Annotated in this window: 24 protein-coding genes; 15 read left to right on the forward strand and 9 right to left on the reverse strand. The window is 52.3% G+C overall.

Annotated features, from left to right (window positions below; translation table 11 throughout):
- The 5 genes from QKW35_RS16890 to gloB form a co-directional block, all read right to left on the reverse strand.
- Positions 1–600 (reverse strand): ABC transporter permease family protein (locus QKW35_RS16890; protein ID WP_486644357.1); only part of this gene is annotated, 600 nt, incomplete at its 3' end.
- Positions 600–2,414: an extracellular solute-binding protein gene (locus tag QKW35_RS16895; RefSeq protein ID WP_282355036.1), complete on the reverse strand. Its 1,815-nt coding sequence runs from the start codon at positions 2,412–2,414 to the stop codon at positions 600–602. The genes QKW35_RS16890 and QKW35_RS16895, both read right to left, overlap by 1 nt.
- 144 nt (positions 2,415–2,558) lie before the next feature.
- On the reverse strand, positions 2,559–2,807 hold the full coding sequence (locus QKW35_RS16900; RefSeq protein WP_282355037.1) for a hypothetical protein: 249 nt from the start codon (positions 2,805–2,807) through the stop codon (positions 2,559–2,561).
- Positions 2,808–2,816: 9 nt separating this feature from the next.
- Positions 2,817–4,430, reverse strand: coding sequence for a lytic transglycosylase (locus QKW35_RS16905; protein WP_282355038.1), 1,614 nt, complete (start codon positions 4,428–4,430; stop codon positions 2,817–2,819).
- A 240-nt stretch (positions 4,431–4,670) separates the two neighbouring features.
- Positions 4,671–5,444 (reverse strand): hydroxyacylglutathione hydrolase, encoded by a 774-nt coding sequence (gloB, locus tag QKW35_RS16910; protein WP_282355039.1) that lies wholly within the window; start codon positions 5,442–5,444, stop codon positions 4,671–4,673.
- Positions 5,445–5,543: 99 nt separating this feature from the next.
- On the opposite strand from gloB, the gene QKW35_RS16915 reads away from it, so the two are divergent.
- The 3 genes from QKW35_RS16915 to dnaQ are packed head-to-tail and all read left to right on the forward strand — an operon-like array spanning position 5,544 to position 7,479.
- Positions 5,544–6,317 carry a class I SAM-dependent methyltransferase gene (locus QKW35_RS16915; RefSeq protein WP_282355041.1) on the forward strand — a complete coding sequence of 258 codons (774 nt, stop codon included), beginning with the start codon at positions 5,544–5,546 and terminating at the stop codon, positions 6,315–6,317.
- Positions 6,304–6,738 (forward strand): ribonuclease HI, encoded by a 435-nt coding sequence (rnhA, locus tag QKW35_RS16920; RefSeq protein WP_282355043.1) that lies wholly within the window; start codon positions 6,304–6,306, stop codon positions 6,736–6,738. The genes QKW35_RS16915 and rnhA overlap by 14 nt, the downstream gene beginning before the upstream one ends.
- 9 nt (positions 6,739–6,747) lie before the next feature.
- A complete protein-coding gene (gene dnaQ / locus QKW35_RS16925) occupies positions 6,748–7,479 on the forward strand; it encodes a DNA polymerase III subunit epsilon (RefSeq protein ID WP_282355044.1) in 732 nt (243 codons plus the stop codon).
- Between the two features lie 83 nt (positions 7,480–7,562).
- Here the strand turns inward: dnaQ and nhaB are convergent, their stop codons facing one another.
- On the reverse strand, positions 7,563–9,068 hold the full coding sequence (gene nhaB, locus QKW35_RS16930; RefSeq protein ID WP_282355046.1) for a sodium/proton antiporter NhaB: 1,506 nt from the start codon (positions 9,066–9,068) through the stop codon (positions 7,563–7,565).
- A 488-nt stretch (positions 9,069–9,556) separates the two neighbouring features.
- Here nhaB and nudC point away from each other — a divergent pair, with 488 nt between their 5' ends.
- On the forward strand, positions 9,557–10,357 hold the full coding sequence (gene nudC, locus QKW35_RS16935) for an NAD(+) diphosphatase (protein WP_282355048.1): 801 nt from the start codon (positions 9,557–9,559) through the stop codon (positions 10,355–10,357).
- A 52-nt stretch (positions 10,358–10,409) separates the two neighbouring features.
- On the opposite strand, the gene QKW35_RS16940 is transcribed toward nudC, so the two are convergent.
- On the reverse strand, positions 10,410–10,745 hold the full coding sequence (locus QKW35_RS16940; RefSeq protein WP_282355049.1) for an SCP2 sterol-binding domain-containing protein: 336 nt from the start codon (positions 10,743–10,745) through the stop codon (positions 10,410–10,412).
- 289 nt (positions 10,746–11,034) lie between these two features.
- Here QKW35_RS16940 and sohB point away from each other — a divergent pair, with 289 nt between their 5' ends.
- The 5 genes from sohB to QKW35_RS16965 all read left to right on the forward strand — a co-directional run bounded on the left by sohB (position 11,035) and on the right by QKW35_RS16965 (position 15,447).
- A complete protein-coding gene (sohB, locus tag QKW35_RS16945; protein ID WP_282355050.1) occupies positions 11,035–12,096 on the forward strand; it encodes a protease SohB in 1,062 nt (353 codons plus the stop codon).
- Positions 12,097–12,183: 87 nt separating this feature from the next.
- Positions 12,184–12,843, forward strand: coding sequence for a TetR/AcrR family transcriptional regulator (locus QKW35_RS16950; protein ID WP_282355051.1), 660 nt, complete (start codon positions 12,184–12,186; stop codon positions 12,841–12,843).
- A complete protein-coding gene (locus QKW35_RS16955; protein ID WP_282355052.1) occupies positions 12,843–13,325 on the forward strand; it encodes a L,D-transpeptidase in 483 nt (160 codons plus the stop codon). Before QKW35_RS16950 ends, QKW35_RS16955 begins: the two co-directional genes overlap by 1 nt.
- Before the next feature lie 3 nt (positions 13,326–13,328).
- Positions 13,329–14,345, forward strand: a complete 1,017-nt coding sequence (gene nagZ, locus QKW35_RS16960) for a beta-N-acetylhexosaminidase (protein WP_282355053.1) — start codon at positions 13,329–13,331, stop codon at positions 14,343–14,345.
- A complete protein-coding gene (locus tag QKW35_RS16965; RefSeq protein WP_282355054.1) occupies positions 14,338–15,447 on the forward strand; it encodes a mechanosensitive ion channel family protein in 1,110 nt (369 codons plus the stop codon). The genes nagZ and QKW35_RS16965 overlap by 8 nt, the downstream gene beginning before the upstream one ends.
- A gap of 71 nt (positions 15,448–15,518) precedes the next feature.
- On the opposite strand, the gene QKW35_RS16970 is transcribed toward QKW35_RS16965, so the two are convergent.
- Together QKW35_RS16970 and mfd are read right to left on the reverse strand one after the other, a co-directional pair.
- Positions 15,519–16,286 (reverse strand): CsiV family protein, encoded by a 768-nt coding sequence (locus QKW35_RS16970; protein WP_282355055.1) that lies wholly within the window; start codon positions 16,284–16,286, stop codon positions 15,519–15,521.
- 2 nt (positions 16,287–16,288) lie between these two features.
- Positions 16,289–19,786, reverse strand: a complete 3,498-nt coding sequence (gene mfd / locus QKW35_RS16975; protein WP_282355056.1) for a transcription-repair coupling factor — start codon at positions 19,784–19,786, stop codon at positions 16,289–16,291.
- A 124-nt stretch (positions 19,787–19,910) separates the two neighbouring features.
- On the opposite strand from mfd, the gene QKW35_RS16980 reads away from it, so the two are divergent.
- The 6 genes from QKW35_RS16980 (at position 19,911) to nqrE (ending at position 26,266) form a co-directional block, all read left to right on the forward strand.
- Positions 19,911–21,344 (forward strand): glyceraldehyde-3-phosphate dehydrogenase, encoded by a 1,434-nt coding sequence (locus QKW35_RS16980; protein ID WP_282355057.1) that lies wholly within the window; start codon positions 19,911–19,913, stop codon positions 21,342–21,344.
- A gap of 321 nt (positions 21,345–21,665) precedes the next feature.
- A complete protein-coding gene (locus QKW35_RS16985) occupies positions 21,666–23,009 on the forward strand; it encodes a Na(+)-translocating NADH-quinone reductase subunit A (protein ID WP_282355059.1) in 1,344 nt (447 codons plus the stop codon).
- A gap of 4 nt (positions 23,010–23,013) precedes the next feature.
- Entirely contained in the window at positions 23,014–24,222 is a 1,209-nt protein-coding gene (locus tag QKW35_RS16990) for an NADH:ubiquinone reductase (Na(+)-transporting) subunit B (RefSeq protein ID WP_282355061.1), read from the forward strand.
- Positions 24,212–24,994 (forward strand): Na(+)-translocating NADH-quinone reductase subunit C, encoded by a 783-nt coding sequence (locus QKW35_RS16995; protein ID WP_282355063.1) that lies wholly within the window; start codon positions 24,212–24,214, stop codon positions 24,992–24,994. Before QKW35_RS16990 ends, QKW35_RS16995 begins: the two co-directional genes overlap by 11 nt.
- A 3-nt stretch (positions 24,995–24,997) precedes the next feature.
- Positions 24,998–25,657, forward strand: a complete 660-nt coding sequence (locus tag QKW35_RS17000; RefSeq protein ID WP_282355065.1) for an NADH:ubiquinone reductase (Na(+)-transporting) subunit D — start codon at positions 24,998–25,000, stop codon at positions 25,655–25,657.
- The gene (gene nqrE, locus QKW35_RS17005; protein ID WP_282355067.1) at positions 25,658–26,266 is read left to right on the forward strand and encodes an NADH:ubiquinone reductase (Na(+)-transporting) subunit E; all 609 of its coding nucleotides are present in this window, start codon (positions 25,658–25,660) and stop codon (positions 26,264–26,266) included.
- The last annotated feature ends 20 nt before the right edge of the window (positions 26,267–26,286 follow it).

A 26,286-nucleotide genomic window follows, 5' to 3' on the forward strand; every position in this document is an offset into this window, starting at 1 on the left:
GTCCCAGTAGGTGCCCCCTGCAAACAGTACAATCAGCAGGATGGCAAACAGGAAGTTTGGAATTGCATAACCGATGATGACGGCGGTACTGGTCCAGACGTCAAAGGAACTGCCGTCCCGTACCGCTTTACGAATCCCTAAGGGGATCGAGATCATATAGGTGAGCAACGTGGTCCAGAGCCCCAATGAGATCGAAACGGGCAGCTTCTCAACGATCAGGTCGATTACTTCCTTGTCACTAAACAGGCTTTTGCCGAAATCGAAAACGAGGTAGTTGCCCAGCATTTCAATAAAGCGTTCATGAGCCGGTTTGTCGAAGCCATACAGCTCCTCGATCTGCCGTACCAACTCGGGATCAAGGCCACGGGCTCCGCGGGATTGGCTATCGCCGTTGGTGGCTTGTCCGCCGTCGCCCACCACATCACCAGAGCTGGTGTCGCTGAAGCGTGCGGTTGCGCCTACATCCAGTCCCTGTAGTTGGGCAATGGTTTGCTCAACCGGGCCGCCGGGGGCGGCCTGGACGATAATAAAATTGATGGTCAGGATCCCCAGTAGGGTGGGGATAATGAGTAACAGACGTCGCAGTATATAGGCGGCCATCAGTTATCCTTAGTGTCACTTGCATCCTGTTTCACCCACCAGGTGTCGAAGCCCAGTGAGTATCGTGGTCGCTTATCCGGCATGCCAAATTTGTCCCAATAGGCGACACGGTATTTGTTGATATGGAATTGCGGAATGACGTAGTGATTCCACTGCAGTACGCGGTCAAGCGCGCGGGTGCGTAGCACAAGCTGTTCGCGATCCGGCGCCTGAATCAGCTGCTCAACCAGGTAATCTACCGCTGGGTTTTTGATCCCGATGACATTTCGGCTACCCGGTTGGTCTGCACCGGAGGAATGCCAGAAATCACGTTGTTCATTCCCCGGTGAGCTGGATTGACCAAAGCTGCTGACAATCACATCAAAGTCAAAAGCGCGGATACGGTTAATGTACTGGGAAACATCCACCACGCGAATGGAAGCTTTAATGCCCATTAACTCAAGGTTGCGGATAAAGGGTGCAACCACGCGCTCAAAGGCCGGGTCGACAAGTAGCATCTCAAAGGTGAACTGTTCACCGGTTTCGTTATTGATCAGTTTCCCGCCTTTCAGTGACCAACCCGCGTTTAGCAAAATACGTTTAGCTTTGCGAAGTTGGCCGCGGATCTTGCCGTTACCGTCGGTTGACGGTGCTCGATACACCTGGGTGAATACCTCTGGTGGCACCTGGTCCTTAATCGGCTCCAGAATCGCTAGCTCTGCCGGCGTTGGCAGTTCCGTGGCGGCCATCTCCGAGTTCGAGAAGTAGCTGTGAGTGCGGGTATACGCGTTGTAAAAAATAGCGTTGTTGGTCCATTCGAAATCGAAGGCGTATGCCAGGGCCTTGCGTACCTCGGGGTTGGAAAACTTCGCCCGGCGTGTATTGAGTACAAAGGCCTGCATGCCGGTAGGGTTTTCGTGCTCCAGCTCGTTTACAATGATTTTACCCGAGTCGAATGCATCACCGGTGTAACCAGTGGCCCAGCGCTTAGAGCTGTTTTCCTGTCGGAAGTCGTATTCTCCGGCTTTAAATGCCTCCAGGGCCACCGTGCCGTCACGGTAATAGTCGTACACAATTTCGTCGAAGTTGTGGCGACCCTTATTAACCGGTAGGTCTTTAGCCCAATAGCCCGGATTGCGTTTAAAGGTGACGCTACGACCGGGCTCAAATGAGTTGATTACGTACGGGCCGGAACCAACGGGGATATCCAGGTTGGGCTTTGCGAAGTCACGTCCTTCCCAGTAATGCTTTGGAAAGATTGGAATGTCACCCACGATCAGCGCCAGTTCTTTGTTGTTGCTGTGTTTAAAGGTGAACTTGACGGTTTTATCGTCCAGCACTTCGACTTTATCGATATCTGAGTAGTAAGCGCGGTAAAACGGTGCACCTTTTTCGCGCAAGGTCTCGACACTGAAGACGACATCGTCGGCGTTTAGGCTTTCGCCATCGCTAAATTGTGCATTTGGATTCAGATAAAAGGTAATCCAGCTGCGGTCATCGGCGACTTCCAGCTTCTCGGCCACCAACCCGTAGAGCGAGAAGGGCTCATCGTCGGAGCGGCCCAGCAGCGAATCGTAGATCAGTCCTACCGCGTCGGCGGCGGTACCCTTGATGATAAATGGATTGAAACTGTCAAAAGTGCCCAAGGAAGACTGTACCACCCGGCCACCTTTCGGCGCGTTCGGATTTACATAGTCAAAATGGGAAAAGCCGGCAGGATATTTGAGGTCTCCATGCATGGCGATGCCATGGGAGACAGTAGATGCCGCATGGGCATTGGTGAACAGTGCACCTGCAAGCAGAGCGCCAGCCAGAACTGTTTTTATGAATTTCATCTGTGATCCGTCACCCAGAAGGGATAATAGCTATTTATATCAGCCACTTGCGGCTTTCGCCAGTTTAGGACGGATCAAACAAGTATCGCAGAGCGTTCACTCTACCTGTTTATGCCGTCCTGAACTCTTCTTTCGGACAGATCTTTAACGGCTTTGTTCAAAGTCGTTTGCGAGGTGGGTCAGCCGCTCGTGGAACTGTTTACGGGCCACGCCATCATTTTTCATCGTTTCCAGTTTGTCTTGTAGAAACATCAGCTTGGCGTTGTCATCGCCGGCCAGACCCTTGACCAGGTCCTGATCCATCCAGGCACGAATCTTCTTAAAAACCACGACCTTGAAGACAATCGCAAGTACGGTAGAGACAACAATGATAGTGATGGCTGTAACGTCCATAAATCTGCCTTAGTTTGCTTGGGTCACATCCACGTGCAGTGTGAGTCGCTGCCCGGGTTTAAGAATATTGTTTCGCTCCAGCCCGTTCCAGGCGACGATATTATTTACGCTGACGTTGAAACGGGTGGCGATACGGGAGAGAGAGTCACCGCTACGTACGGTGTAACCCACTTTGCGGATAACGCCCTGGCTGGCGGTGCTGCCGGTTGATTTGCGGTCTTTCCAGACAACCAGCGTTTTACCCACCATCAATGGATCGCCGGGTGCCATGTTGTTCCAGCTCGCCAACTGACGGACGCCTACTTTGTGTTTGCGTGAGATCGTCCAGAAACTCTCCCCGTTTTTTACGGTGTGCTTGATCTTCTGGCGGTTGGTGCGACGTGCGATCTGCTCCTGTTTACGGTTAAGGCGTTCCGCCTGACTCATAACATAGGCACTGGCGTGCTGGCTCGCGGTTGGTACCACTAGCGTTTTGCCTGCACGGATATTGTTGCCGGTGATGTTGTTGGCTGTACGTACGACGTCAACCGTAGTGCGGTAGGTTTTGGCAATGCTGATCAGTGACTCGCCCGACTTGATTTTATGGCGGGTCCACTTCACGCGCTGCTCAGCAGGCAGCGCAGCCAGCTTAACCTCGAACTGAGCTACTTTGTCGACCGGAATCAGCAGGCGGTGTGGCCCGGTTGGGTCCGTTGCCCAGCGGTTAAAGCCTGGGTTGAGCAGGTAAAGCTCCTGAGTGTCGATGCCCGCAAGGTCGGCTGCCTGCGCCAGATCGATCTGGCTGCCGGTGGCGATTTCTTTGAAGTAGGGTTCGTTCTTCAGGGGTTGAAGGGTAATGCCATAGCGTTCCGGATCGTCGAATACCTTGGCAATCGCCAGCAGTTTGGGAACGTAAGCGGTGGTTTCCTTCGGTAGTTGCAGAGACCAGAAATCGGTTGGTTTGCCTTTGCGGCGGTTTTTCTTCATCGCCAGAGATACCGTGCCACCGCCTGCGTTATAAGCCGCCAGTGCCAGTTCCCAGTCATCAAAACGTTTGTGCAACTGCTGCAGATAAGTCAGCGCGGCATCGGTGGATGCAACGATGTCGCGACGACCGTCATACCACCAGGTCTTTTTGAGGCCGAAGTGCTTGCCTGTAGATGGAATAAACTGCCAAGCGCCGGCTGCACGTCCATGGGAGTAGGCAAATGGATCGTAAGCGCTCTCAACGATCGGTAGCAGAGCGATCTCAGCCGGCATACCACGTTTAATGGTTTCATGCAGGATGTAGTGGTAGTAGCGGGATGCGCGTTTTACCACGCGGTCAACGTAGCGGGGGTGTTTCTTAAACCACTTGACCTGCGCGTCGATTCGCGAGTTATCCTGATCCAGATTCAGTGCAAAGTGGTCGCGAGTCAGATCCCACAGATCGCTACCGGGATTGTGCAGGTCTGATTGTGGCTGCTCAGCCTTAGCCAGCGTATCGGAACCTGATTCCGGGCTGGGTCTATTCTGAGCCTTAACTGTGTTGTTGTGGTTAGGCGTGGGATCTGTCCCAACCTGCTTTTCCGGGATGACCTGACATCCTGCGAGTACTGCAGACCCGAGAAGGGCCACTAAAACTGATCTGAACTTTGGAGTCATTTTCCCGTTTCCAACATCCGGGTCTGTCGCTGTATAAAGGCTAAAAAGCGAGTTGTAGACCTTGTCCTGACTGAAATCAATCCAGGCTGATTAACGTTAACGGGGCATTCTAGGGAGCGGTAGAGAGGGGGTCAACTGGTACATCAGAGAAAGCCGATCTGGACCGGTTTAATGATGAGCGGGGGGGAGCCCGGTAGCAGTGAGGCCACCGGGTGTCGCACAGTTTGTGCGTAGAAAGCTTTAAAACTGGTTTTTCCACTCGCGCACTGCGGTGAATACATCCAGCTCGCTGTTCAATGGCTGGCCGCTGAACTCGCTGGCAGCGCGTATAACCGCTTCAGCATCGGTGCGCAGGAACGGGTTAATCCGGCGTTCCTGTTCAATGGTGGTTGGCAGGGTAGGTTTGTTGTCTTCACGTAGCTGGTAGCACTGGCGCGTTGTTGACTGGATGTCTGCGTTATCCGGTTCCACCGCTTCTGCGAATTTCAGATTGGCCAGAGAGTACTCGTGGGTGCAGTAGATTTCGGTGTTGTCTGCCAGAGTCTTAAAGTACTCCATTGCAGCAAACATCTGTGCCGGAGTGCCCTCAAAAATACGACCGCAACCTGCCAAGAACAGGGTGTCACCGCAGAACAGCTGTGGTGTATCGCCTTCAAACAGGTAGGAAATGTGATCCAGCGTATGGCCTGGGATGCTACGGATATGAAGCGTGTGGCCAAACAGTTCCATAGTGTCAGCATCGGCCAGAGGCGTGGTTATACCGTCGAACTGGCTGTTTGCCGGTCCGTACACGGGTACCCGGTGTTTGGCTACCAATGCGGAAATGCCGCCGGTGTGATCATGGTGATGATGGGTGACCAGAATGGCAGCGAGGTTCAGCCCGTTTTCGTTAAGGTAGTTTTCTACAGGTGTGGCGTCGCCGGGATCGACCACGGCTACCTGATCCTGACCGTCAATGGAGATCGCCCAGATATAGTTATCGTTGAACGCCGGGATCGGAGTTACGTCAAACATAGAAAAACCTCAATGATAAAAGCCGGTTAGTGGTACTTTATAATAATCTGCAATGTTAAAGTAGCCGTTGATAACGAACGGTTTTGATCGGAGCGGTAAATGAGCTTTCAATCACAACCTCCCCTGAAAGATATGACGCCTTATCTGCAGGCGTGGTTCGATTCAGCGGTCGGCCGCGAGCTTTTGGAAGCGGAAAGTGCGCTGATTTCTCGTATTTTACCGACGTTGTTTGGTTACCATCTGGTGCAGATTGGCGTGGATTCACGTGTTTGTCTGTATGACGAAAGTCCGGTACGCAATAAGTTTATCGTGGTGCCGAAAACGGAGCTAGGTCTGTCAGACAATTGCGTCGTTGCAGACAGCAGTGAACTGCCATTTGAGCAGCATAGTGTCGATGTTGTGGTGCTGCATCACGCGCTGGATTTTGCCCAGAGCCCGCATCAGGTATTGCGTGAAGCTGCACGTATTCTACGACCGGGTGGGCACCTGCTGGTGGTGGGTTTCAATCCGTCCAGTCTTTGGGGGCTGTACCGCCGGTTCAAGGGGAGGGAGCCGGATGTGCCCTGGAATGGTCATTTTATTAGCCATCGCCGCCTGTCGGACTGGTTTCAGTTGCTTGAGCTTACGGAATTAAAGCGTCGGTCAGAGTATTTTTTGGCCCCGTTTGAAAACGAGAAGTGGCGAAAACGCTGCTGCAGGTTTGAGCACTGGGGGCGCAGAGCTTTTAAAGAACGCGGGGCATTTACACTGATGCTGGCACGAAAAGATGTGGCGGGAATGACGCCAATAATTGAGGAAAGAGCGCGTGGTCGGCTTATCAATTTGCCGGTTGCGGAGCCGAGTATTCGGGGACAGATAAGTGAAAGTCGTTGAAATCTTCACCGATGGTGCGTGTAAAGGTAACCCAGGCCCGGGAGGCTGGGGGGCCGTGCTGCGATACGGTGACAACGAAAAGCAGATTTTTGGCGGCGAGGCGAACACGACAAATAACCGTATGGAGTTGATGGCTGCAATTGAGGCGTTGGCCGTCTTGAAGCGTGCCTGTGAGGTCAAGCTGACCACCGACTCTCAGTACGTGCGCAAAGGTATTACTGAGTGGATGAAAAACTGGAAGCGAAATGGCTGGAAAACGGCCGCCAAGCAACCGGTTAAGAACGCCGATTTGTGGCAGCGTCTGGATGCAGAGGTACAGCGCCATAAAGTTGAATGGCACTGGGTGAAAGGGCATAGTGGCCATCCGGAAAACGAGCTGGCGGATGAGCTGGCCAACCGCGGCGCAGAGCAATTTAAGTAAGGCTACAGAATGCGACAGATTGTACTGGATACCGAAACCACCGGTATTGATCCAAACGAAGGGCACAACATTATCGAGATCGGTTGTGTCGAGATGGAAAAGCGTCGCCTGACCGGGCGTACCTACCATCAGTATGTAAAGCCAGACCGCGAGGTTGAGGAAGAAGCGATCTCCGTACACGGTATTACCAACGAATATCTGGCCGACAAGCCTAAGTTTTCCGAGGTGATGGAGGAGTTCATTGAATTCATCCGTGGTGCGGACCTGGTCATTCACAACGCGGCGTTTGACGTGGGCTTCATCGATAAGGAGTTGGAGCGCAACGGTTATCCTGAGCGTATTGCCGATATCTGTACCGTGACCGACACCCTCGCGCTGGCACGCGAAAAACACCCGGGTCAGAAGAACAACCTGGATGCGTTGTGTCGTCGTTACGGCATTGACAACTCCCACCGAGAGCTACACGGCGCATTGCTTGACTCCGAAATCCTGGCTGACGTTTATCTGATGCTGACCGGTGGCCAGACCTCATTGGTGTTGGCCCACGAGGGTGAAGAGGGTGGTATGAATCAGGCCGGAGTGATCCATCGGGTGCAGGGTGATCATTGGGAGTTGGCCGTACCACGTGCGAGCGATGAAGAGATGAAGGAGCATGAAACCTTCCTCGCGCTGCTGGATAAAAAGAGTGACGGAGAATGTGTTTGGTTGCGGGATGGTAGTGAGGGAGAGGAGGTTCATTAACACCTTTCCTCTTTGCTCTGGGTATTCAAAAATAAAAAAAGCAGGCACAAGCCTGCTTTTTTATTGGGTGCTGTAAGGTGAATTTACAGCGTAGTGTACACCGCCATAAAGCCCACGGTGCTCATCACGATGGTGTATGGCAGAGCCATCCAAACCATGGTGCCATACGACAGGCGAATCAACGGAGCCAATGCAGACGTTAGCAAGAACAAGAACGCCGCCTGGCCATTTGGCGTTGCAACACTCGGGATGTTGGTGCCGGTGTTGATCGCGATTGCCAGTGAATCAAAGTGTTCACGGGTAATGTCGCCTGCGTTCAGAGCGGCGATTACTTCGTTGATGTAAACGGTCGCTACAAACACGTTGTCACTGATTGCAGATAGCAGGCCGTTTGCAATAAAGAATACGGCAGGCTGAGAGTGCGGATCCATCGCAAGAACGCTTGCGATGATCGGTTGGAACAGGTGCTGATCATGGATCACGGACACGATTGCAAAGAATACAACCAGCAGTGCGGTAAACGGCAGGGCTTCCTCGAACGCTTTACCGATCTGATGTTCTTCTACAATACCGTTAAATGCGGTCAACAGGATGATGATGGTCAAGCCGATCAGGCCGACTTCGGCGAGGTGTAGCGCTAGTGCAGCAACCAGGAAAACGGCGACAATGCCCTGGATAAGCAGCGCCACAGAATCACGTTTGGTACGTTTTTTATCCTGTTCAGTAGCAAAGTCCTCCAGTACGGAGCGCACATTCAGAGGTAGCAGTGTGCCGTAGCCAAACAGTTTGGTTTTCTCTAGCACGATGCAGGTAGCCAGGCCTGCAAACAATACCGGCATGGTGATTGGTGCCATTAGCACAAAGAACTGAACAAAGTCCCAGCCTGCTTTCTGGGCGATTAGCAGGTTTTGCGGTTCACCAACCAAGGTGCAAACACCTCCCAATGCGGTACCTACAGCGCCATGCATCAGCAGGCTTCGCAGGAAGCTACGGAAAAGCTGAAGGTCATCTTGGTGTGCCTGTCGAATCTCTTCATCGGTTGCGTGGTTATGATCGGCATGTGCATAAGGTTTGCCTGATGCCACTTTGTGGTAAACCGAATAAAAGCCTACACACACGCTGATCAGTACCGCGGTTACGGTCAGTGCGTCCAGGAAGGCGGAAAGAAATGCAGCAGAAAATGAGAAAAGTAAGGAAAGAAGCGCTTTTGAACGTACCTTGAGCAAGATCTTTGTAAATGCCCAAAGCAGCATGTTTTTCATGAAATAGATACCTGCGACCATGAACATCAGCAGCAGAATTACTTCTAGATTTGATTCTATTTCATGTGAGACCGTTGTTGGGCTGGTCAGGCCGATTATTACCGCTTCGAGGGCAAGCAAGCCGCCGGGCTGAAGCGGATAACACTTCAGGGCCAGGGCCAGGGTAAAGATGAATTCAAAAATCAACAGCCAGCCTGTCACGACAGGTCCGGCAGTATGAAACAGGATTGGATTGATAATCAGGAACCCGATGACGGCCTGTTTATACCAAAGGGGCGAGTTTCCCAGAAAGTTGCGAACTAAAGCCTGGGGTAGCGTAGTGGTCATTTAACTCTCTTCCTATGCCATAGCAATGATGGATTATTTTTTTATATTACGAACACGTCCGATGGCTCCTCTCCCAGACTGGGGTAGGAGTGGGTGGCTCTGGTGCATTTGCAGGCAGGTCTTCCAGAGGTACCACTCAGGCGATCAGCATCACAGATGGATGAAGGTCGCGTTAAATCCTCTATGTGATGGGGTTAGAGCTGATGGCGGCGTTCGGGAAGCGCTAAGATTAGATCTTCCGCTTTTATATGCCGCTCGATCCGTCACAGAGAAAGTCTCGGACTTGTGCGCAGGGTTTTTAGAGTTTAAAAAACGGCGGTAAGCCTATCAGGTGCTACCAAAAAGCAAAAGGTATAATGTCAAAAAACGTGCTTTTACAGTAGGGAGAGCGCGACTTGCGATCAAGGTTATGGTAATGCGAGGATACGTCGTAAGGCTTGTTTAAACGATATATTCACAGCAAGTTTTTGGGTTTGTAGGAGGGAGGTATGCATTGCGAATATCTAGTGATCGAGAAAGGTGGTCTCGTCGGCAATCAGAACGGGGTATTGCGGGTTTCTGAAAATGCTGTAGATCCCTTTAAGGAAGCGGCAGCAGTCGATTACCCAGTTGGTTACCACCGGGGCGTTGAGCTTCGGTTGTTGTTAATAGACTCTCAGAATGAATCCGATCTGTTGGCGGACTTCGGTGAGCGCTGGGGGTTGCGCCGCTTATTGGCTGCGGCTGAAGATGAGGAGATGTATTCACTGTTGTCCAGGGCGGCACAGATTGCCACCTGGCATAACAATCACCGTTTCTGTTCCCGTTGTGCGACACCGTTAACACTGCATGATAAGGATCTGGCCTTGGCGTGTGGTGAATGTGGTTTGGTGCAGTACCCCCGGATCTCGCCTTGCATTATTGTATTGGTGCGAAATGGTGATCGCTGTTTGCTGGCCCATGCCGCCCACTTTGATGAGAATCGCTATAGTACCCTGGCGGGTTTTATCGAAGCAGGAGAAACCGCGGAGAATGCGGTTGCGCGCGAAGTGATGGAGGAGGTGGGTATTCAGGTCGGTAACGTGACCTATCATTGCAGCCAGTCGTGGCCGTTTCCTCACTCGCTGATGTTAGGTTTCTATGCTGATTATGAATCAGGTGAGATTGAGCCGGATGGGGTGGAAATTACTGATGCGCGTTGGTTTGGCAAAGAGGATCTTGCGGGCGTGAATATTCCGCCGCCATTTACCATCGCAAGAAAACTACTCGATCATTATTGGGCGTCCCTGGACGACCAAGGCCAAGGTTAAATATCGGTATTGTTTAGGGCTGCCAGGGTGCAGCCCTTTCTTTTGGACAGATTTAACTGGTTTGTTTCTGCTTGGAAAACAATTTGCCCAGCTTGGTTGCCAGCATTACATTGCCTTCGGCGCGCAGGCGTCCCTTCAGGAAGGCACTCATGCCATCGGTTTCGCCGGTAACAACGTCTACAACTGTTTCCGAATCCATGATCAGGGTGATGTTCGGGTCCGGGTGTTCGCCGTGGTCCACGTGGCAGGTACTATCTTTGATCTGAATGTAAAAGTCACTGCCATCTTCGATCAGGAACTGGAAGACCGCTGAAAAGTCTTCTGCATTGGCAGCTACAAAGCGGCTTGGGAGTTTTTCGATAACGCGTTCAACAGTGATGTCGGTCATGAAGATAGAAGGTCCAAATAGTGTTGCAGATCAAATGGGCTGATAGCGTTTGGCTGGCAAAAGGCTATCGTGGGAATCTGTTATTTAAAGTCACTGACATATTCGCAGGTTCTCCAGACATTTATGGTACATTAGCTGCCGCCCGGACTTAACACTGCAAGACGCATAAATAGCTGGAATTGGTCGTATTTACCCCTTCATAGGTAGGTTGTACGCCGAAAGGGTGGAGCCAGGCTGGTTCGGGTGTGATTGAAGTTCGGTATTTCAAGTTTGCGGAGAATACGCTGTGATGGAATTTTTGAGTGACTATGGTCTGTTTCTGGCCAAGTCCGTCACTATTGTACTGGCAGTTATCGCCGTTGTTGGCAGTGTGGCGGCGGTTGCCGCTCGCGGTAAAAAGCACGGTGAGCACGGTACGGTAGAGGTTACGCATCTCAACGAAGAGCTGGAAGAGATGAAGCAGGCGCTGGAAGAAGCCATCCTGGATAAGGATGAGATGAAGGCGTTGCTGAAAGAAGAGAAGAAAAAAGAGAAAGAAGAGCGTAAAGAGCGAAAGAAAAAGAAAAAAGCTCACGAAGAAGATGAGCGTCGCAAGCGTGTTTTTGTGTTGGATTTTGATGGTGACATTAAAGCGTCTGAATTGGAGCCGCTGCGTGAAGAGATTTCTGCGGTCCTGACGCTGGCCGAGAAGGAAGACGAGATCGTCATCCGTCTGGAGAGTGGTGGCGGTATGGTGCACTCCTATGGTCTGGCAGCATCGCAGCTTGAGCGTATCAAGCGCAAAGAGATCCCTCTGACGGTATGTGTTGATCAGGTTGCGGCAAGTGGTGGTTACATGATGGCCTGTCTCGGTGATCGCCTGCTGGCGGCGCCGTTTGCTATTGTTGGCTCCATCGGCGTGATCGCACAATTGCCGAACTTCCATCGTTTGTTGAAGAAAAACGATATTGACTACGAAGTCCTGACTGCAGGTGAGTACAAGCGCACTCTGACAATGTTTGGTCAGAATACCGATAAAGGGCGTCAGAAGTTTATCGAAGAGCTGGAAGATACCCACGAGTTGTTTAAAGACTTTGTTGCAGAGTTTCGTCCTCAGGTTGATATCGACAAGGTAGCAACCGGTGAGGTGTGGTTCGGTAAACGTGCCATTGATGCCAAACTGGTCGACGAGCTGATGACATCTGACGAGTATCTGACGGAAGCCTGTGAAGAAGCCGATGTGTTCATCGTGCGTTATGAGGAGAAGAAAAGCCTGCAGGACAAATTATCCTCCTTCGCGGTGGAGTCCGGTGATGGCATTCTCAGCAAGTGGTACAACCGTTTGATGAAGAATCGTTTTATTTCTCTTTAAAACAGAAATTAAGCCTTGATGCTTTGCGGGGCATAGAGGCTATAATGGTGTCAGGGTTTAGTTTGAAACGCAGGTTCGGGAGTTAGGATGCCGCATCTGGATACATCGCAAAGTATTGTTCGGGCTGCAGAGGTGCTCTTTGCAGAGAACGGGTTCGCCGAAACAACAGTTCGCCAGATTACCGCCAAGGCGGGTGTGAATCTGGCAGCAGTAAACTATCACTTCGGTTCTAAAAAGGGACTTGTGCAGGCGGTAGCGGAAAAGTTTCTCGGTCCATTGTGTGAACAGGTTGAGCACGCGCTCGCTGATCGCCTTTCTGCCAGTGATCATCGTGTCACGCTGGAGGAGGCATTGGAGATTCTGATGCGCTCGTTGCTTGTGGTAAATCGTGACAACGATCAGGCATTGGCCGTGTTTATGCGGTTGCTGGATCTGGCATACATGAAAAATCAGGAAGATCTGCGTGATTTTCTGGTTGAGCGTTATGGTCAGCGTTTCCAGGAGCTGGTGCGCATTGTGCGTGAGGATGCGGCCCCGATGGCGAACGATGAGTTCTTCTGGCGTCTGCACTTCCTGTTGGGTTCCGTCACATTTACTTTGTCCAACTACCAGACTATCAGTGCATTGGAGAAGCGTGAGTTTCAGCGTGACGATGCAGCCGTTGAGGAGGTGCTGCACCGCATGATTCCTGTGCTGTCTGCTGGCTTCCAGGCGAGGGCGGATAAAACCTTCTTCTGTCGGATCTGATGTCAGTTTCCATTCATATATCGATAAGCCGGCAACAGCTTACACTGAGCGATGATCAGGGTGAGCTGTGCCGGTTTTCTGTTTCTACTGCGGCCAGTGGGCCGGGCGAGCAAAAAAACAGCGGCTGTACGCCACGTGGTCATCACTACATTCGTGCGCGTATCGGGAACAATGCGCAGTTGGGTAGTGTCTTTATTGGGCGGCGCTTTACCGGTGAGATCTATTCGGACGATCTTGCACGGCGTTACCCGAAGCGGGATTGGATTCTGTCGCGTATCTTGTGGCTGAGCGGCCTTGAGCTGGGGCGGAACCGCCTGGGTGCAGTGGATACCATGCAGCGCTATATCTATATTCATGGCACGCCAGATACCGAACCGATGGGCGAACCAAAGTCCCATGGCTGTATTCGTATGCGCAATGAAGATCTAGTGCGTCTGTTTGAAATGGTTCCGGTAGGAACGCCTGTTTTAATTGAAGAGTAGTGTATGGGGTTTGGAGCCTTATTCGTAGATATCGATGGCACGTCGCTGTCGGATGCCGATCGAGAGCTGTTGCTGCGTCCGCAGGTGGCGGGTGTCATTCTGTTTGGTCGCAATACTCAAAGTGCGGAGCAGACAGCCCAGTTAGCGGCAGCAATTCATGCTGTTCGTGATGATCTTATTGTCAGCGTCGATCAGGAAGGTGGGCGGGTGCAGCGTCTGCGCGACGGTGTGACTCGGTTGCCGCCGATGGCTGCGCTTGGTCGTTTGTATCAGCGTGATGCTGAGAAGGCCCTGTATGCTGCCCGCGAAGTGGGCTATCTGATGGCTGCAGAGCTGCGATCATTGGGTGTTGATTTGAGTTTTGCGCCGGTGCTGGATCTGGAATACGGTCGCAACACGGTGATCGGTGATCGTGCATTTGCTCCTAAATCCGATGAGATCGTGGCATTGGCTGGCGCTTTTGTGGCGGGCATGCATGAAGCGGGTATGGCAGCGACCGGTAAGCATTTCCCGGGACATGGTTGGGCGGATGCTGATACGCACAGCAGTGATGCGGTGGATGATCGCGATTTTGGTGAGATCTGGGAGCAGGATCTGGTGCCGTTCCGGAAGCTGGTTGACGCAGGTCTGGATGCTGTAATGCCGGCGCATGTGTTGTATCCGGCATGCTCGGATCAACCGGCGGGCTTCTCGTCGTTCTGGTTGCAGGATGTGCTACGCAGTCGGTTGGCGTTTGAAGGCGTTATCTTTAGTGATGATCTGTCGATGAAGGCTGCGCATACAGCGGGCGGATACGCGCAGCGGGCCGAGATGGCGCTAAATGCAGGCTGTGATGTCTTGCTGCCGTGCAATAACCGTGAGGGTGCGCTTGAGGTTGTAGAGTATCTGGTTGCAAAAGGTTTTAAGCCATCGCCGTCGTTGCTAAGTATGCGCGGGAAAGCGATTGTGCACGATAAAGAACGCTTGGCTCGAGGTTCAGTGCTCTGTGCTGAGTTGTGGCAAGAGGTGAGCGATGTCTGACTGGTTGTTTGATCTGGTTTCAGGCTTTGGCTGGGTCGAGGCTCAGTACGAGTGGATGGTTGTTCTTGCTTTTGTTGTTGGGGCGACGCTGCTTGCACACATCGTAGGGAGCTTCTTGCTACATTTTTTACAGAGACGTGCTGATGCGACTTCAATGCAGCTGGACAGTGTCCTGATTGGTGCGGCAAAACCGCCTTTGGTTGTGCTGATTTGGGTGGTGGGTGTTGTCACCGGCTTGCAGGTGGCTGTGAGTAACGGTTCGCTGATATTGCCGGAATCGGTGGGTACAGTACGTAAGCTGGCGTTGATTGCCACAATTAGCTGGTTTGCAGTACGTCTCGTCAGTCGCCTTGAGCGTATCCTGATGCGGCCGGCTGCCGGGCGCAAAGCAATGGATGTGACGACAGTGCGGGTGCTCGGGCGTTTGGTGCGTCTATCGGTGCTTGTATTGGCGGCGCTGATTGTTATGCAGAATCTGGGTTTCAGTGTGTCCGGTATTCTGGCGTTTGGTGGTATTGGCGGTTTGGCAGTCGGTTTTGCTGCCAAAGATCTGTTGGCCAACTTCTTTGGCGGACTAATGATCTATCTGGATAGGCCGTTCAATGTGGGTGACTGGATTCGATCGCCGGATAAGGAGATTGAAGGTGTTGTGGAGGATATTGGCTGGCGTCAGACGCGGATTCGGACGTTCAGCAAGCGTCCGCTCTATGTGCCTAATGCGACATTTGCCAGTATCTCGGTAGAGAATCCGTCCCGCATGACTAATCGTCGTATCTACGAATATGTGGGGGTGCGCTACGATGATTCGGCCAAGGTGCAGCAGATCCTGGATAGGGTAAGGGCTATGTTGGAAGCGCATCCTGCAATCGATACCAATCAGACGTTGATGGTCAATCTGGATCGGTTTGGGCCTTCTTCGCTTGATTTCTTTATTTACACCTTTACCAAAACAACCGATTGGGTCGAGTTCCATGGTATCAAGCAGGATGTGCTGATGCGGGTTATCAGTATAGTGGAAACGGCAGGCGCGGAGATTGCCTTTCCGACCACTACGGTTCATGTTGCTGAGATGCCTGTTGAGCCGATAGCGCGCAAGGCTTAGCTGATTGGCTGGAAAGTTGAAGAGCATAAAAAGGCACCGTGAGGTGCCTTTTTTACTGCTGGATAGGGGGCTTAGCGCTTCACGCTTGAGTCTGCAGTGTCGACAGGTAGCATCAGTACCAGAATGCCCATGAGTGGGTGGTCGAGGTAATGTACCTCTTCAGAGCGCATGCGGCGCCCCTGGCGCATATTTACGGTCAGGAATTCCGGTACTTCCAGAAAGCTTGTGCTGATCGGGGAGAGTGGTGCAACACTCTGCTCGGCCGCAATTTCTGCTGCTTGGGTATTTACAGCACCTTCGGTTGCAGGTTTTTCGCCGGCGTTGAGGAAGCTGCGTAGCATCTCGGATTCGGTCTGACTGAGCTTGCGGCTGTGGTACAGGTCGGGTCTGAAATGCAGGTAACGACCACGATCCAGTGTGATGTAGCCCTCTAGTTCATACATACCATTGTCGAGCATCTGGCCTGCGCGGATATGGATCGGACGGGCATTGCTTTTTTCTCCAATCGGTTGCAGCCAACCTGCGTGATAAAGCACACGGTAGGAGTGGTAACGCGCGATGCGTTTCTTTTCTTCGTTAAAGAGCAGGGAGGACGTCGGCAAAAGCTCGTATGCGTCGAATGCGGACTGGCCGGTGTGCATCGGTGGGCGAAGTTTTACGGCGTTGCGTTGTGGCGTGACGTCCAGGCCCTGCGGCCAGAACTCATCGTCCAATACGCTTGGGTCTTCGTTGGCGAAGACGAGAATCTCGACTTGGTACCACGGCGTATCTTCTGCGGATGCGGTCAGTGTGATCGCGACACAGCACAAGGCAATGGCTATTCTCTGAAGTATTTTCATGATTATTTGACCGCTAATTCCGTCAGCAGTTTTTCAATTATTTGAAAACGTTGTTCCGCTTTTTCGCTTGCAATGGTGAAACGAAGTCGGTCTGCGCCCTCAAGTTTATACTTTTGTGGTTGATTTTGAACCATTTTTACCAAGGTGAGAGGGTCGACCTTCGGCTCTGAGCCAAATTCGATCCTGCCGCCTTTCTCGTGGGCGTCAATCTTTTCGATGCCCATATTGTCTGCTGATAGCTTCAGTTTAGTCAGTCGAAGCAGATTTTGTGTGGCTTCTGGTATCAGGCCGAAGCGGTCAATCATCTCAACCTGCAGCTCTTTGAGTTCGCGATCGCTGCTTGCGCTGGAGATGCGCTTGTACATGATTAGTCGGTTGTGTACGTCCGGTAGGTAGTCTTCCGGGATTAGGGCCGGGATACGCAGGTTGATCTCGGTGCCGTGTTTTAGGGGTTGGTCAAGGTTCGGTGTTTTACCAGCTTTGATCGATTCTACGGCCTGTTCCAGCATCTCCATAAACAGTGTAAAGCCGACGGTTTGCATCTGGCCGCTCTGTTCTTCGCCCAGTAATTCGCCGGCGCCGCGTATCTCAAGGTCGTGGGTGGCCAGGGTAAAGCCTGCACCCAGATCATCTGCACCGGAAATGGCCTCCAGGCGTTTTGTGGCGTCAGTGGTGATCGCTTTCGGGTGTGGCGTTAGCAGGTATGCGTAAGCCTGGTGGTGTGAGCGGCCCACGCGTCCACGCAATTGGTGGAGCTGGGCGAGGCCGAACTTGTCGGCGCGGTCAATGATGATGGTATTGGCGTTGGGTACGTCGATGCCGGTCTCGATGATTGTGGTGCAGACCAGGACGTTGTGGCGCTTGTGGTAGAAGTCCGACATTACCTGCTCCAGCTCGCGTTCACGCATCTGGCCGTGGCCGATGCCGATGCGTGCTTCCGGAATCATCTCGCCCAGCTCTGCGGCAACCTTGTCAATGGTTTTGACTTCGTTGTGGAGGTAGTACACCTGGCCGCCGCGCAGCAGTTCACGCAGTATGGCTTCCTTAACGGTTGCCGGGTCGTTCTGGCTGACGAAGGTTTTTACCGACAGTCGGCGAGCTGGTGGGGTGGCGATAATCGACAGGTCGCGAATGCCCGACATTGCCATGTTTAGCGTCCGTGGTATCGGTGTGGCTGTCAGGGTGAGAATGTCCACTTCGGAGCGCATGGATTTCAGGCGCTCTTTCTGCTGGACGCCAAAGCGGTGTTCCTCGTCAATGATCAGCAGGCCGAGGTTTTTAAACTTGATATCGCCCTGGATGAGTTTGTGGGTGCCCACGATGATATCGGCCTGGCCGCTTTCCAGCTTGTCGATAATGGCGCTTTGCTGCTTGCCGGTACGGAAGCGTGAGATTAGCTCAACGTTGACTGGCCAGTCTGCAAAGCGGTCGGCGAAGTTCTGGTAGTGCTGCTGGGCGAGCAGGGTGGTTGGTACCAGGATGGCAACTTGCTTGTCGCTCTGGCAGGCAATAAATGCGGCGCGCATTGCGACTTCTGTTTTGCCGAAGCCAACGTCGCCGCACACCAGGCGGTCCATTGGCTGGCCGGAGGCCATATCGCGTATCACTGCTTCGATGGCGTTCGCCTGGTCCGGGGTTTCTTCAAACGGGAAGGCGGAAGCAAACTGGCTGTACTCTTGGTCTGGATCAGAGAAACTGAAGCCTTTGCGTGCGGCACGACGGGCGTAGATGTCCAGTAGTTCGGCAGCGGCGTCGCGTGCTTTCTCAGCCGCTTTCTGCTTGGCTTTGCTCCATTGCTCCGCACCCAGTTTGTGAAGCGGTGCGAACTCGTCGCTGGCGCCGGTGTATCGGCCAATTAGGTGAAGCGATGAAACAGGGACGTACAGTTTGGCGTTATTCAGGTACTCCAGCGTCAGAAATTCGTTGGTTTGGCCTTCCAGTTCAATGGTCTGTAGTCCCTGGTAGCGGCCTACACCGTGATCGATATGGACAACCGGAGCGCCGATGCTCAGTTCAGACAGGTTTTTGATAACCTGATCCGCCTGTTCTTTTTCGCGTGAACGGCGGCGGCGCTGAAATACCTGGCGGCCAAACAGCTGTGTTTCGGTGATCAGGTGAACCTGTCCGGGCAGCGACAGGCCTCGTTCCAGCGGGAAGGTGGCGATACCGATTTCACTGTCGCTGTTAAGGAACGCCGACCAGCTATCGAGGATCGTAGGCTTCAGGTTGATGCGTCCGAGCAGCTCAAGCAGGGCTTCGCGGCGGCCAGCGGATTCCGCGCAGAACAGAATCGGTCCGTCCCGCTCTAGCAAAAACGCTTCTAGGGCTTTGAGTGGTGCACTTGCCTGGGCATCCACCGGGAGTTCTGGCGGGGTGATGCAATTCAGATTTTCTCGCCCGGCTTTGTCCTCAAGTGTTTCGTCATTGAGCTGCAGGCGGCCGTAGTTCTTGAGAGCGCCAAACAGCTGGTCTGCGCTCAGGAACAGGGTGTCAGGACTAAGCAGCGGGTGGGTGATGTCGTGACGGCGTTGCTCGTAACGCTCCTGGGTATCCTCCCAAAAGAGTTTGCTTGCTTGCTCCAGCTCCGGGTCTACGATGATCTGCGCATCTTTCGGCAGGTAGTCGAAGAGGGTTTGGGTCTCGTCGAAAAACAGTGGCTGGTAGTACTCGATACCCGGTGGTGTCAGTCCACTGCTGATGTCCTGATAGATCGGGCAGGCGCGGTAATCCACGTCAAAGGTTTCGCGCCAGCGTTGCTTGAAGCTCTTGATGGCGGCTTCGTCGAACGGGAATTCCTTGGCGGGTAGCAGGCGGATCTGGTTGATGGTATCGATCGAGCGTTGCGTTTCCGCATCGAAGGTGCGCAAGGTTTCCACTTCATCATCGAACAGTTCGATACGAAACGGTGTGCCGCTACCCATGGGGTAGATGTCGATAATCGAGCCGCGCATGGCAAATTCGCCATGCTCAAACACTGTATCTACCGCCCGGTAACCGGCATCGGTCAGTTGTTGGCGTAGCCGCATTGGGTCAAGTGTTTGGCCCTCGTCCAGAATCAGGCTGTTGCCGGTCAGAAAACTGGGTGGCGCCAGGCGGTGCATCAGTGTGCTGGCCGGTACGATCAGTACCCCCTGTTTCATGCTGGGTAGGCGATTCAGTGTTGCGATGCGCTGTGAGATGATGTCCTGGTGTGGGGAGAATACATCGTACGGTAGCGTCTCCCAGTCGGGAAAGCTGAGAATCAGCTCGTCAGAGCCCATAAAAAAGGCGAGCTCATTCTGCAGGCGCTCGGCCTCGTCGCTGTTGTTGGTGATGACGAGTGTTAGTGCTTTGTGCTTTTTGCAGGCTTCAGCGACCAGCAGGCCGCGTGCTGCTCCGACTACGCGGCCAATGCGCTTAATGTCACCGGTGCCTTTAGGCAGTGAAAAGGTGAGTTCCAACAACGGCTCAGACTCCTTGTGGTACGGTGTTTCAGGGGGCATAAGTGTAACGCGTTGCATTGCCTATCGAAATACGTCGCTCCATTCGTTCGAAAGTATATTAATTAGGGGTTTGCTCGCAGGTGCGTAAAAGAGGATAATACGCGCAGCCAATTTTTGAGCGTTGACGTAACTGGAGTTGCCTGTGAGCCAAGAAAAAGTTTTCGCAGACTGGAAAGAGCGCGAAGCTAAAGCCGAAGCTATGGTGCCGCTGATCGGTGGCCTTTACCGCGATAACAACATCGAATCCTCTGTTTTTGGTCGTCTGATCATCAAACGTTCCGTGATCGATATTCTGAAAGCGCACCGCTTTGCGCGTCAGATTGAAGATCAGGAGCTGACTGTTCATGACACCTACCCGGTACTGGAGACTGTTAAGGCTCTGGGTATCAAAAATGCGCACATCGATGCGGGTAAGCTGGCGGTTAAATTCCGTGAAGAAGGCAATGGCCGTGATCTGGAATCCTTCCTGAAGGAAGAGCTGGCTGATGCAGTCGCTACTGAAGGGCGCGAAGGTACGGATATCGTGCTGTATGGTTTCGGTCGTATCGGTCGTCTGCTGGCGCGTCTGCTGATCGAGCGCACAGGTGGCGGTCAGGCGCTGCGTCTGCGTGCAATTGTTGTGCGTAAAGGCAATGCTAAGAACGATCTGGAAAAACGCGCAAGTCTGTTGCGTCGTGACTCTGTTCACGGTTCTTTTAAAGGTACTATCCAGGTTGACGAAGAGAATCAGGCAATCATCGCTAACGGTAACGTGATCAAAGTGATCACTGCTGATGCGCCTGATACTATCGACTACACCGACTACGGTATCAGCAATGCGATCGTAATCGATAATACCGGTAAGTGGCGTGACGCTGACGGTCTGGCGCTGCATACGCGTGCGAAAGGTGTTTCCCGTGTTGTGCTGACTGCGCCTGGTAAGGGTGTTAAGAACATCGTTATGGGTGTTAACGACGGCGACATCACTTCTGACGACACTATTCTGTCTGCTGCATCTTGTACTACGAACGCGATCACTCCGGTACTGAAAGTGCTGAGCGATACCTATGGTATTGAGAATGGCCACGTAGAGACTGTGCACGCGTACACCAATGACCAGAACCTGATTGATAACTATCACAAAGGTGACCGTCGTGGCCGCGCTGCGGGTCTGAATATGGTACTGACCGAAACTGGTGCTGCGAAAGCGGTATCTAAAGCGCTGCCAGAGATGGAAGGTAAGCTGACGGGTAACGCGATCCGTGTACCTACGCCAAACGTTTCCATGGCTATTCTGAACCTGAACCTCGGTGCTGAGGTAGATAAAGAAGGTCTGAACGATACTCTGCGTACTGCTGCGTTGCACGGTCCTCTGCAGAAGCAGATCGACTACAGCAACTCTCCTGAAGCGGTTTCTACTGACTTTGTTGGTTCCCGTGCAGCGGGTGTTGTAGATGCACTGACTACCATTGCTAACGACAAGCGTTGCGTGCTGTACGTATGGTACGACAACGAGTTCGGCTACAGCTGTCAGGTTATTCGTATGGTTCAGAAGATGGCTAACTGCACACTGCCGGCTTTCCCTAAGGCTCAGTAAGTTATTCTTTCTTCAACTAAAAGGTCGCTTTGATGGCGGCCTTTTTTGTATTTGTGTTTTTATATTCTATAAACGAATAAATGTATGAAATAATTATCTATCAACCTTGTACGAATGATGAACGAAAGACTACGGATAAAAAACAGGGTTTGTAGAAAAAGGTAATGCCGCTCAGGTATACTTAGTCGGATTTTTGGGTTGGGTTTGCTTCGTTTCGATAACAACTTAAAAGCAGTATTTGCGCAGACGGGGACAGCTGGGTGGAAACTGTACAAAGTGAAACGGGGTTCCTAAAAAATTTAACGTGATTGGGTGAGGCGAATGATCAAGATCAAACAAGGTCTGGATCTACCGATTACGGGCGCACCGGAACAGAAAATTTCTGGTTCTCCGGAAGTGCGTTCGGTCGCCGTGATTGGCTTTGATTACGTCGGCATGAAGCCGACAATGGCCGTCAAGGTAGGAGATCGAGTAAAACTCGGTCAAGTGATCTTTACCGATAAGAAAACTGAAGGTGTTAAATACACCGCACCTGGTGCAGGTGTTGTAAAAGCAATCAACCGTGGTGAGCGTCGCGTACTGCAGTCTGTTGTTATCGAGCTGGATGACAACGAAGAAGCAGTGGAATTCGCGAAATATGACGCTTCTCAGCTGGATTCCCTGACGACTGAGCAGGTGAAGGAAAATCTGGTTGAGTCTGGTATGTGGACTGCTCTGCGTACCCGTCCGTTCAGCCGCGTACCACAGCCGGACACTACAGCGCATTCTGTATTTGTAACCGCGATGGATACCAATCCACTGGCGGCAGATCCAGCGGTAATCATTGCTGAACAGAACGAAGCGTTTGTAAATGGCTTGAAAGTCCTGCGTAAGCTGGCAGATAACAAGGTGTATCTGTGTAAAGCGCCGGGCGCAAATATCCCTACCACTGATGGCGTAACCGTAGAAGAATTCGACGGTCCTCACCCAGCGGGTAACGCGGGTACTCACATTCACTTCCTTGAGCCGGTGTCCCAGAGCAAAACTGTCTGGACTATTGGTTACCAGGATGTGATCGCGTTTGGTCACCTGTTCACTTCCGGTCGCATCTACACCGATCGTGTCGTGGCGCTGGGTGGTCCGATGGCGTACCGCGCGGGTCTGTTGCGTGCACGTATTGGTGCAAGCTTGGACGACCTGCTGGTGGGTATCACTAAAGGTGAAAATAACCGTGTGATCAGCGGTTCCGTATGGAATGGCCGAAATGCGGCGGGTCCTTTCGCTTACGTGGGTCGTTACGCAAACCAGATCTCTGTTCTGGAAGAGGGTAATGAGCGCGAATTTATGGGTTGGCTGGTACCGGGCGCTAACAAGTTCTCCGTACTGAACGTTTTCTCCTCATTCCTGAGTCGTGGTAGCAAGAAGTTCGACTTCACCACTACTACCAACGGTTCTGAGCGTGCGATGGTTCCTGTGGGTCAGTTCGAAGAGCTGATGCCTCTGGATATCCTACCGACTCAGCTGCTGCGTGCACTGGTAACCGGTGACATCGTAACGGCTATGCAGCTGGGCTGTCTGGAACTCGATGAGGAAGATCTGGCGCTGTGTACTTTCGCGTGCCCAGGTAAATACGAATACGGTCCTATCCTGCGTGATAACCTGGCCCGCATCGAGAAGGAGGCCTGATCGCATGAGCCTTAGAAACGTTCTTGATAAAATGGAGCCGCATTTCCACAAAGGCGGCAAATACGAAAACTGGTACGCGCTGTACGAAGCAGCCGATACCATTTTCTACACCCCAGGTCACGTAACCAAGGCAGCGGCACACGTACGTGATGCAGTTGACCTGAAACGTATGATGATTCTGGTATGGATGTGTACATTCCCGGCGATCTTCTTCGGTATGTACAACGTTGGTTTGCAGGCAAACACTGCAATGGCATCTCTGGGTCTGACCGAAGCGTCTACCTGGCAGGGTGGTATTGCGGGCGCGCTGACCAGCTTTGATCCTAACTCTCTATGGGACAACATCATTCACGGTGCTGCTTACTGGCTGCCAATCTACATTGTTACCTTTGTAGTGGGTGGTTTCTGGGAAGTGCTGTTTGCGATGAAACGTGGTCACGAAGTTAACGAAGGTTTCTTCGTAACCTCTGTTCTGTTCTCCCTGATTCTGCCTCCTACTATCCCTCTGTGGCAGGTTGCACTGGGCATCAGCTTCGGTGTGGTTGTTGGTAAAGAGGTGTTTGGTGGTACTGGTAAGAACTTCCTGAACCCTGCTCTGACCGGTCGTGCGTTCCTGTTCTTCGCATACCCTGCGCAGATGTCCGGTGATGCGATCTGGACTGCTGTTGACGGTTTCTCCGGTGCTACGCCGCTGGGTCTGGCCGCAATGGGCGGTGTTGATGCAATCCTGGCCCAGAACATCACTTGGTTCGATGCTTTCATTGGTACCATTCAGGGTTCTGTAGGTGAGGTATCAACCTTCGCGATTGCGTTGGGCGGTGCCGTGCTGTTGATTGCGAAGGTCGCTGCATGGCGTATCGTGGCTGGTGTCATGCTGGGCATGATTGCGATGTCTACACTGCTGAACATCATTGGCTCTGAGTCCAATCCGATGTTTGCGTTGCCGTTCTACTGGCACTTGGTGCTGGGTGGATTTGCGTTCGGTATGTTCTTCATGGCTACCGATCCGGTATCCGCATCCATGACTAACAAAGGTAAGTGGTACTTCGGTGCCCTGATCGGTGTGATGGTTGTACTGATTCGTGTGGTTAACCCGGCATTCCCAGAGGGCATGATGCTGGCGATCCTGTTCGCGAACCTGTTTGCGCCACTGATCGACAACTTTGTTGTTCAGGCAAACATCAAACGGAGGATGGCACGTAATGTCGGCTAATAAAGACACTATCGGTAAAACAATTACCGTCACAGTACTGCTGTGTGTGATCTGCTCCGTAGTGGTATCCGCCGCAGCTGTACTGCTGAAACCTATTCAGGTTGCGAACAAAGAGCTTGACCGTAAGAGCAACATTCTGGCGGCTGCGAACATCGATTACGCGGGTCAGGACGTGATCAAGCTGTTTGATGAGCGTATCAAAACCAAGATCGTTGATCTGGAAACCGGTAAATACACAGACGCGGTAGATGCGGCGACTTACGATGCTAACAAAGCATCTAAAGACCCTGTGCTGTCTGTAAAGCTGGATCGCGCGGACGATACTGCGTCTATCAAGCGTCAGGCTAAATACATGCCGGTATATCTGGTAGAGAAAGATGGTCAGATCGAGAAAGTGGTACTACCGGTACACGGTTACGGTCTGTGGTCTACTCTGTATGGCTTCCTTGCACTGGAAGGTGACCTGAATACTGTTGTTGGTCTGGGTTTCTACGCACACGCGGAAACACCTGGGCTGGGTGGTGAGGTTGATAACCCTAAATGGAAAGCGCTGTGGCCGGGTAAAAAGGTTTACGCTGAGGGTTCTTCGGAGCCTGCGCTGGGTCTGATCAAAGGTTCGGTAACCCCGGGTGCGCCGGGTGCTGAGCATCAGATCGATGGTTTGGCGGGTGCAACTCTGACCAGTAATGGTGTTTCTAACCTTGTTAAGTTCTGGATGGGCAAGAACGGTTATGCAACGTTCCTGGCTAACCTGAAAGCAGGGGAGGTGTAAGGTATGTCTGCAGCTAAAGACGTTCTGTTAACTCCGGTTGCGAAAAATAACCCGATTGCGTTGCAGATCCTGGGTGTCTGCTCCGCACTGGCGGTTACTTCCAACCTGAATACGGCACTGGTTATGGCGCTGGCAGTAACAGCTGTTACCGCGTTTTCTAACCTGTTTGTGTCTATTATTCGTAACCACATTCCGAGCAATATCCGAATCATCTGTCAGATGACGATCATTGCTTCCCTGGTAATCGTGGTAGACCAGATTCTGAAAGCATACGCTTATGACGTATCTAAGCAGCTTTCCGTGTTCGTAGGTCTGATCATTACCAACTGTATCGTAATGGGTCGTGCAGAAGCATTCGCGATGCAAAACCCGCCGGGTATCAGCTTTATGGACGGTATCGGTAACGGTCTGGGTTACGGTGCAGTACTGATGTTTGTTGGCTTCTTCCGTGAACTATTTGGTTCCGGTAGCCTGTTTGGCATCGAGATTTTGCCTTTGGTAACCAACGGTGGTTGGTACCAGGCTAATGGTTTGCTGTTGCTGCCGCCATCTGCATTCTTCCTGATTGGTGCGTTTATCTGGATTCTGCGTACTTGGGATAAATCCCAGGTTGAAAAGCCGGAATTCGAATTGGCGAAAAACACTAAAAAGGAGGCTGTGTAAATGGAACAGTATATCAGTCTTGCTGTTAAGGCGATCTTCGTTGAAAACATGGCTCTGGCCTTCTTTTTGGGCATGTGTACTTTCCTGGCGATTTCCAAGAAGGTACAAACGGCTCTGGGCCTGGGTATTGCAGTGGTTGTTGTGCTGGCGATCACCACGCCGGTTAACAACCTGATCTACAACCTGCTTCTTAAAGAAGGCGCTCTGGCGTGGGCGGGTTACCCGGAAGTCGATCTGAGCTTCCTGGGTTACATCTCCTACATCGGCGTTATCGCAGCGATCGTACAGATTCTGGAAATGTTCCTGGATAAGTACGTGCCGGCGCTGTACAACGCACTGGGCGTGTTCCTGCCGCTGATCACCGTAAACTGTGCAATTATGGGTGCTGCCCTGTTCATGGTGGAACGTGACTACACCTTCGGTGAGTCTGTTGTATATGGTGTTGGTGCGGGTGTCGGCTGGGCGCTGGCTATCACTGCACTGGCGGGTATTCGTGAAAAGCTGAAGTACAGCGATGTACCGGCAGGTCTGCGTGGCCTGGGTATCACCTTCGTAACTGTTGGTCTGATGTCTCTGGGTTTCATGTCTTTCTCCGGTGTACAGCTGTAAGAGCTGGAACGATAAGAAGA

The sequence above is a fragment of the Pontibacterium granulatum genome (assembly GCF_029961155.1).
In the GTDB taxonomy this organism is placed as follows: domain Bacteria; phylum Pseudomonadota; class Gammaproteobacteria; order Pseudomonadales; family Balneatricaceae; genus Pontibacterium; species Pontibacterium granulatum.

Bases quoted from the DNA above. Each gene is read 5' to 3' on its own strand.
- QKW35_RS16895 (WP_282355036.1), bottom strand. From the start codon at position 2,414: ATGAAATTCATAAAAACAGTTCTGGCTGGCGCTCTGCTTGCAGGTGCA.
- QKW35_RS16900 (WP_282355037.1), bottom strand. From the start codon at position 2,807: ATGGACGTTACAGCCATCACTATCATTGTTGTCTCTACCGTACTTGCG.
- QKW35_RS16905 (WP_282355038.1), bottom strand. From the start codon at position 4,430: ATGACTCCAAAGTTCAGATCAGTTTTAGTGGCCCTTCTCGGGTCTGCA.
- gloB (WP_282355039.1), bottom strand. From the start codon at position 5,444: ATGTTTGACGTAACTCCGATCCCGGCGTTCAACGATAACTATATCTGG.
- QKW35_RS16915 (WP_282355041.1), top strand. From the start codon at position 5,544: ATGAGCTTTCAATCACAACCTCCCCTGAAAGATATGACGCCTTATCTG.
- dnaQ (WP_282355044.1), top strand. From the start codon at position 6,748: ATGCGACAGATTGTACTGGATACCGAAACCACCGGTATTGATCCAAAC.
- nhaB (WP_282355046.1), bottom strand. From the start codon at position 9,068: ATGACCACTACGCTACCCCAGGCTTTAGTTCGCAACTTTCTGGGAAAC.
- nudC (WP_282355048.1), top strand. From the start codon at position 9,557: ATGCATTGCGAATATCTAGTGATCGAGAAAGGTGGTCTCGTCGGCAAT.
- QKW35_RS16940 (WP_282355049.1), bottom strand. From the start codon at position 10,745: ATGACCGACATCACTGTTGAACGCGTTATCGAAAAACTCCCAAGCCGC.
- sohB (WP_282355050.1), top strand. From the start codon at position 11,035: ATGGAATTTTTGAGTGACTATGGTCTGTTTCTGGCCAAGTCCGTCACT.
- QKW35_RS16950 (WP_282355051.1), top strand. From the start codon at position 12,184: ATGCCGCATCTGGATACATCGCAAAGTATTGTTCGGGCTGCAGAGGTG.
- QKW35_RS16955 (WP_282355052.1), top strand. From the start codon at position 12,843: ATGTCAGTTTCCATTCATATATCGATAAGCCGGCAACAGCTTACACTG.
- nagZ (WP_282355053.1), top strand. From the start codon at position 13,329: ATGGGGTTTGGAGCCTTATTCGTAGATATCGATGGCACGTCGCTGTCG.
- QKW35_RS16965 (WP_282355054.1), top strand. From the start codon at position 14,338: ATGTCTGACTGGTTGTTTGATCTGGTTTCAGGCTTTGGCTGGGTCGAG.
- QKW35_RS16970 (WP_282355055.1), bottom strand. From the start codon at position 16,286: ATGAAAATACTTCAGAGAATAGCCATTGCCTTGTGCTGTGTCGCGATC.
- mfd (WP_282355056.1), bottom strand. From the start codon at position 19,786: ATGCAACGCGTTACACTTATGCCCCCTGAAACACCGTACCACAAGGAG.
- QKW35_RS16985 (WP_282355059.1), top strand. From the start codon at position 21,666: ATGATCAAGATCAAACAAGGTCTGGATCTACCGATTACGGGCGCACCG.
- QKW35_RS16990 (WP_282355061.1), top strand. From the start codon at position 23,014: ATGAGCCTTAGAAACGTTCTTGATAAAATGGAGCCGCATTTCCACAAA.
- QKW35_RS16995 (WP_282355063.1), top strand. From the start codon at position 24,212: ATGTCGGCTAATAAAGACACTATCGGTAAAACAATTACCGTCACAGTA.
- QKW35_RS17000 (WP_282355065.1), top strand. From the start codon at position 24,998: ATGTCTGCAGCTAAAGACGTTCTGTTAACTCCGGTTGCGAAAAATAAC.
- nqrE (WP_282355067.1), top strand. From the start codon at position 25,658: ATGGAACAGTATATCAGTCTTGCTGTTAAGGCGATCTTCGTTGAAAAC.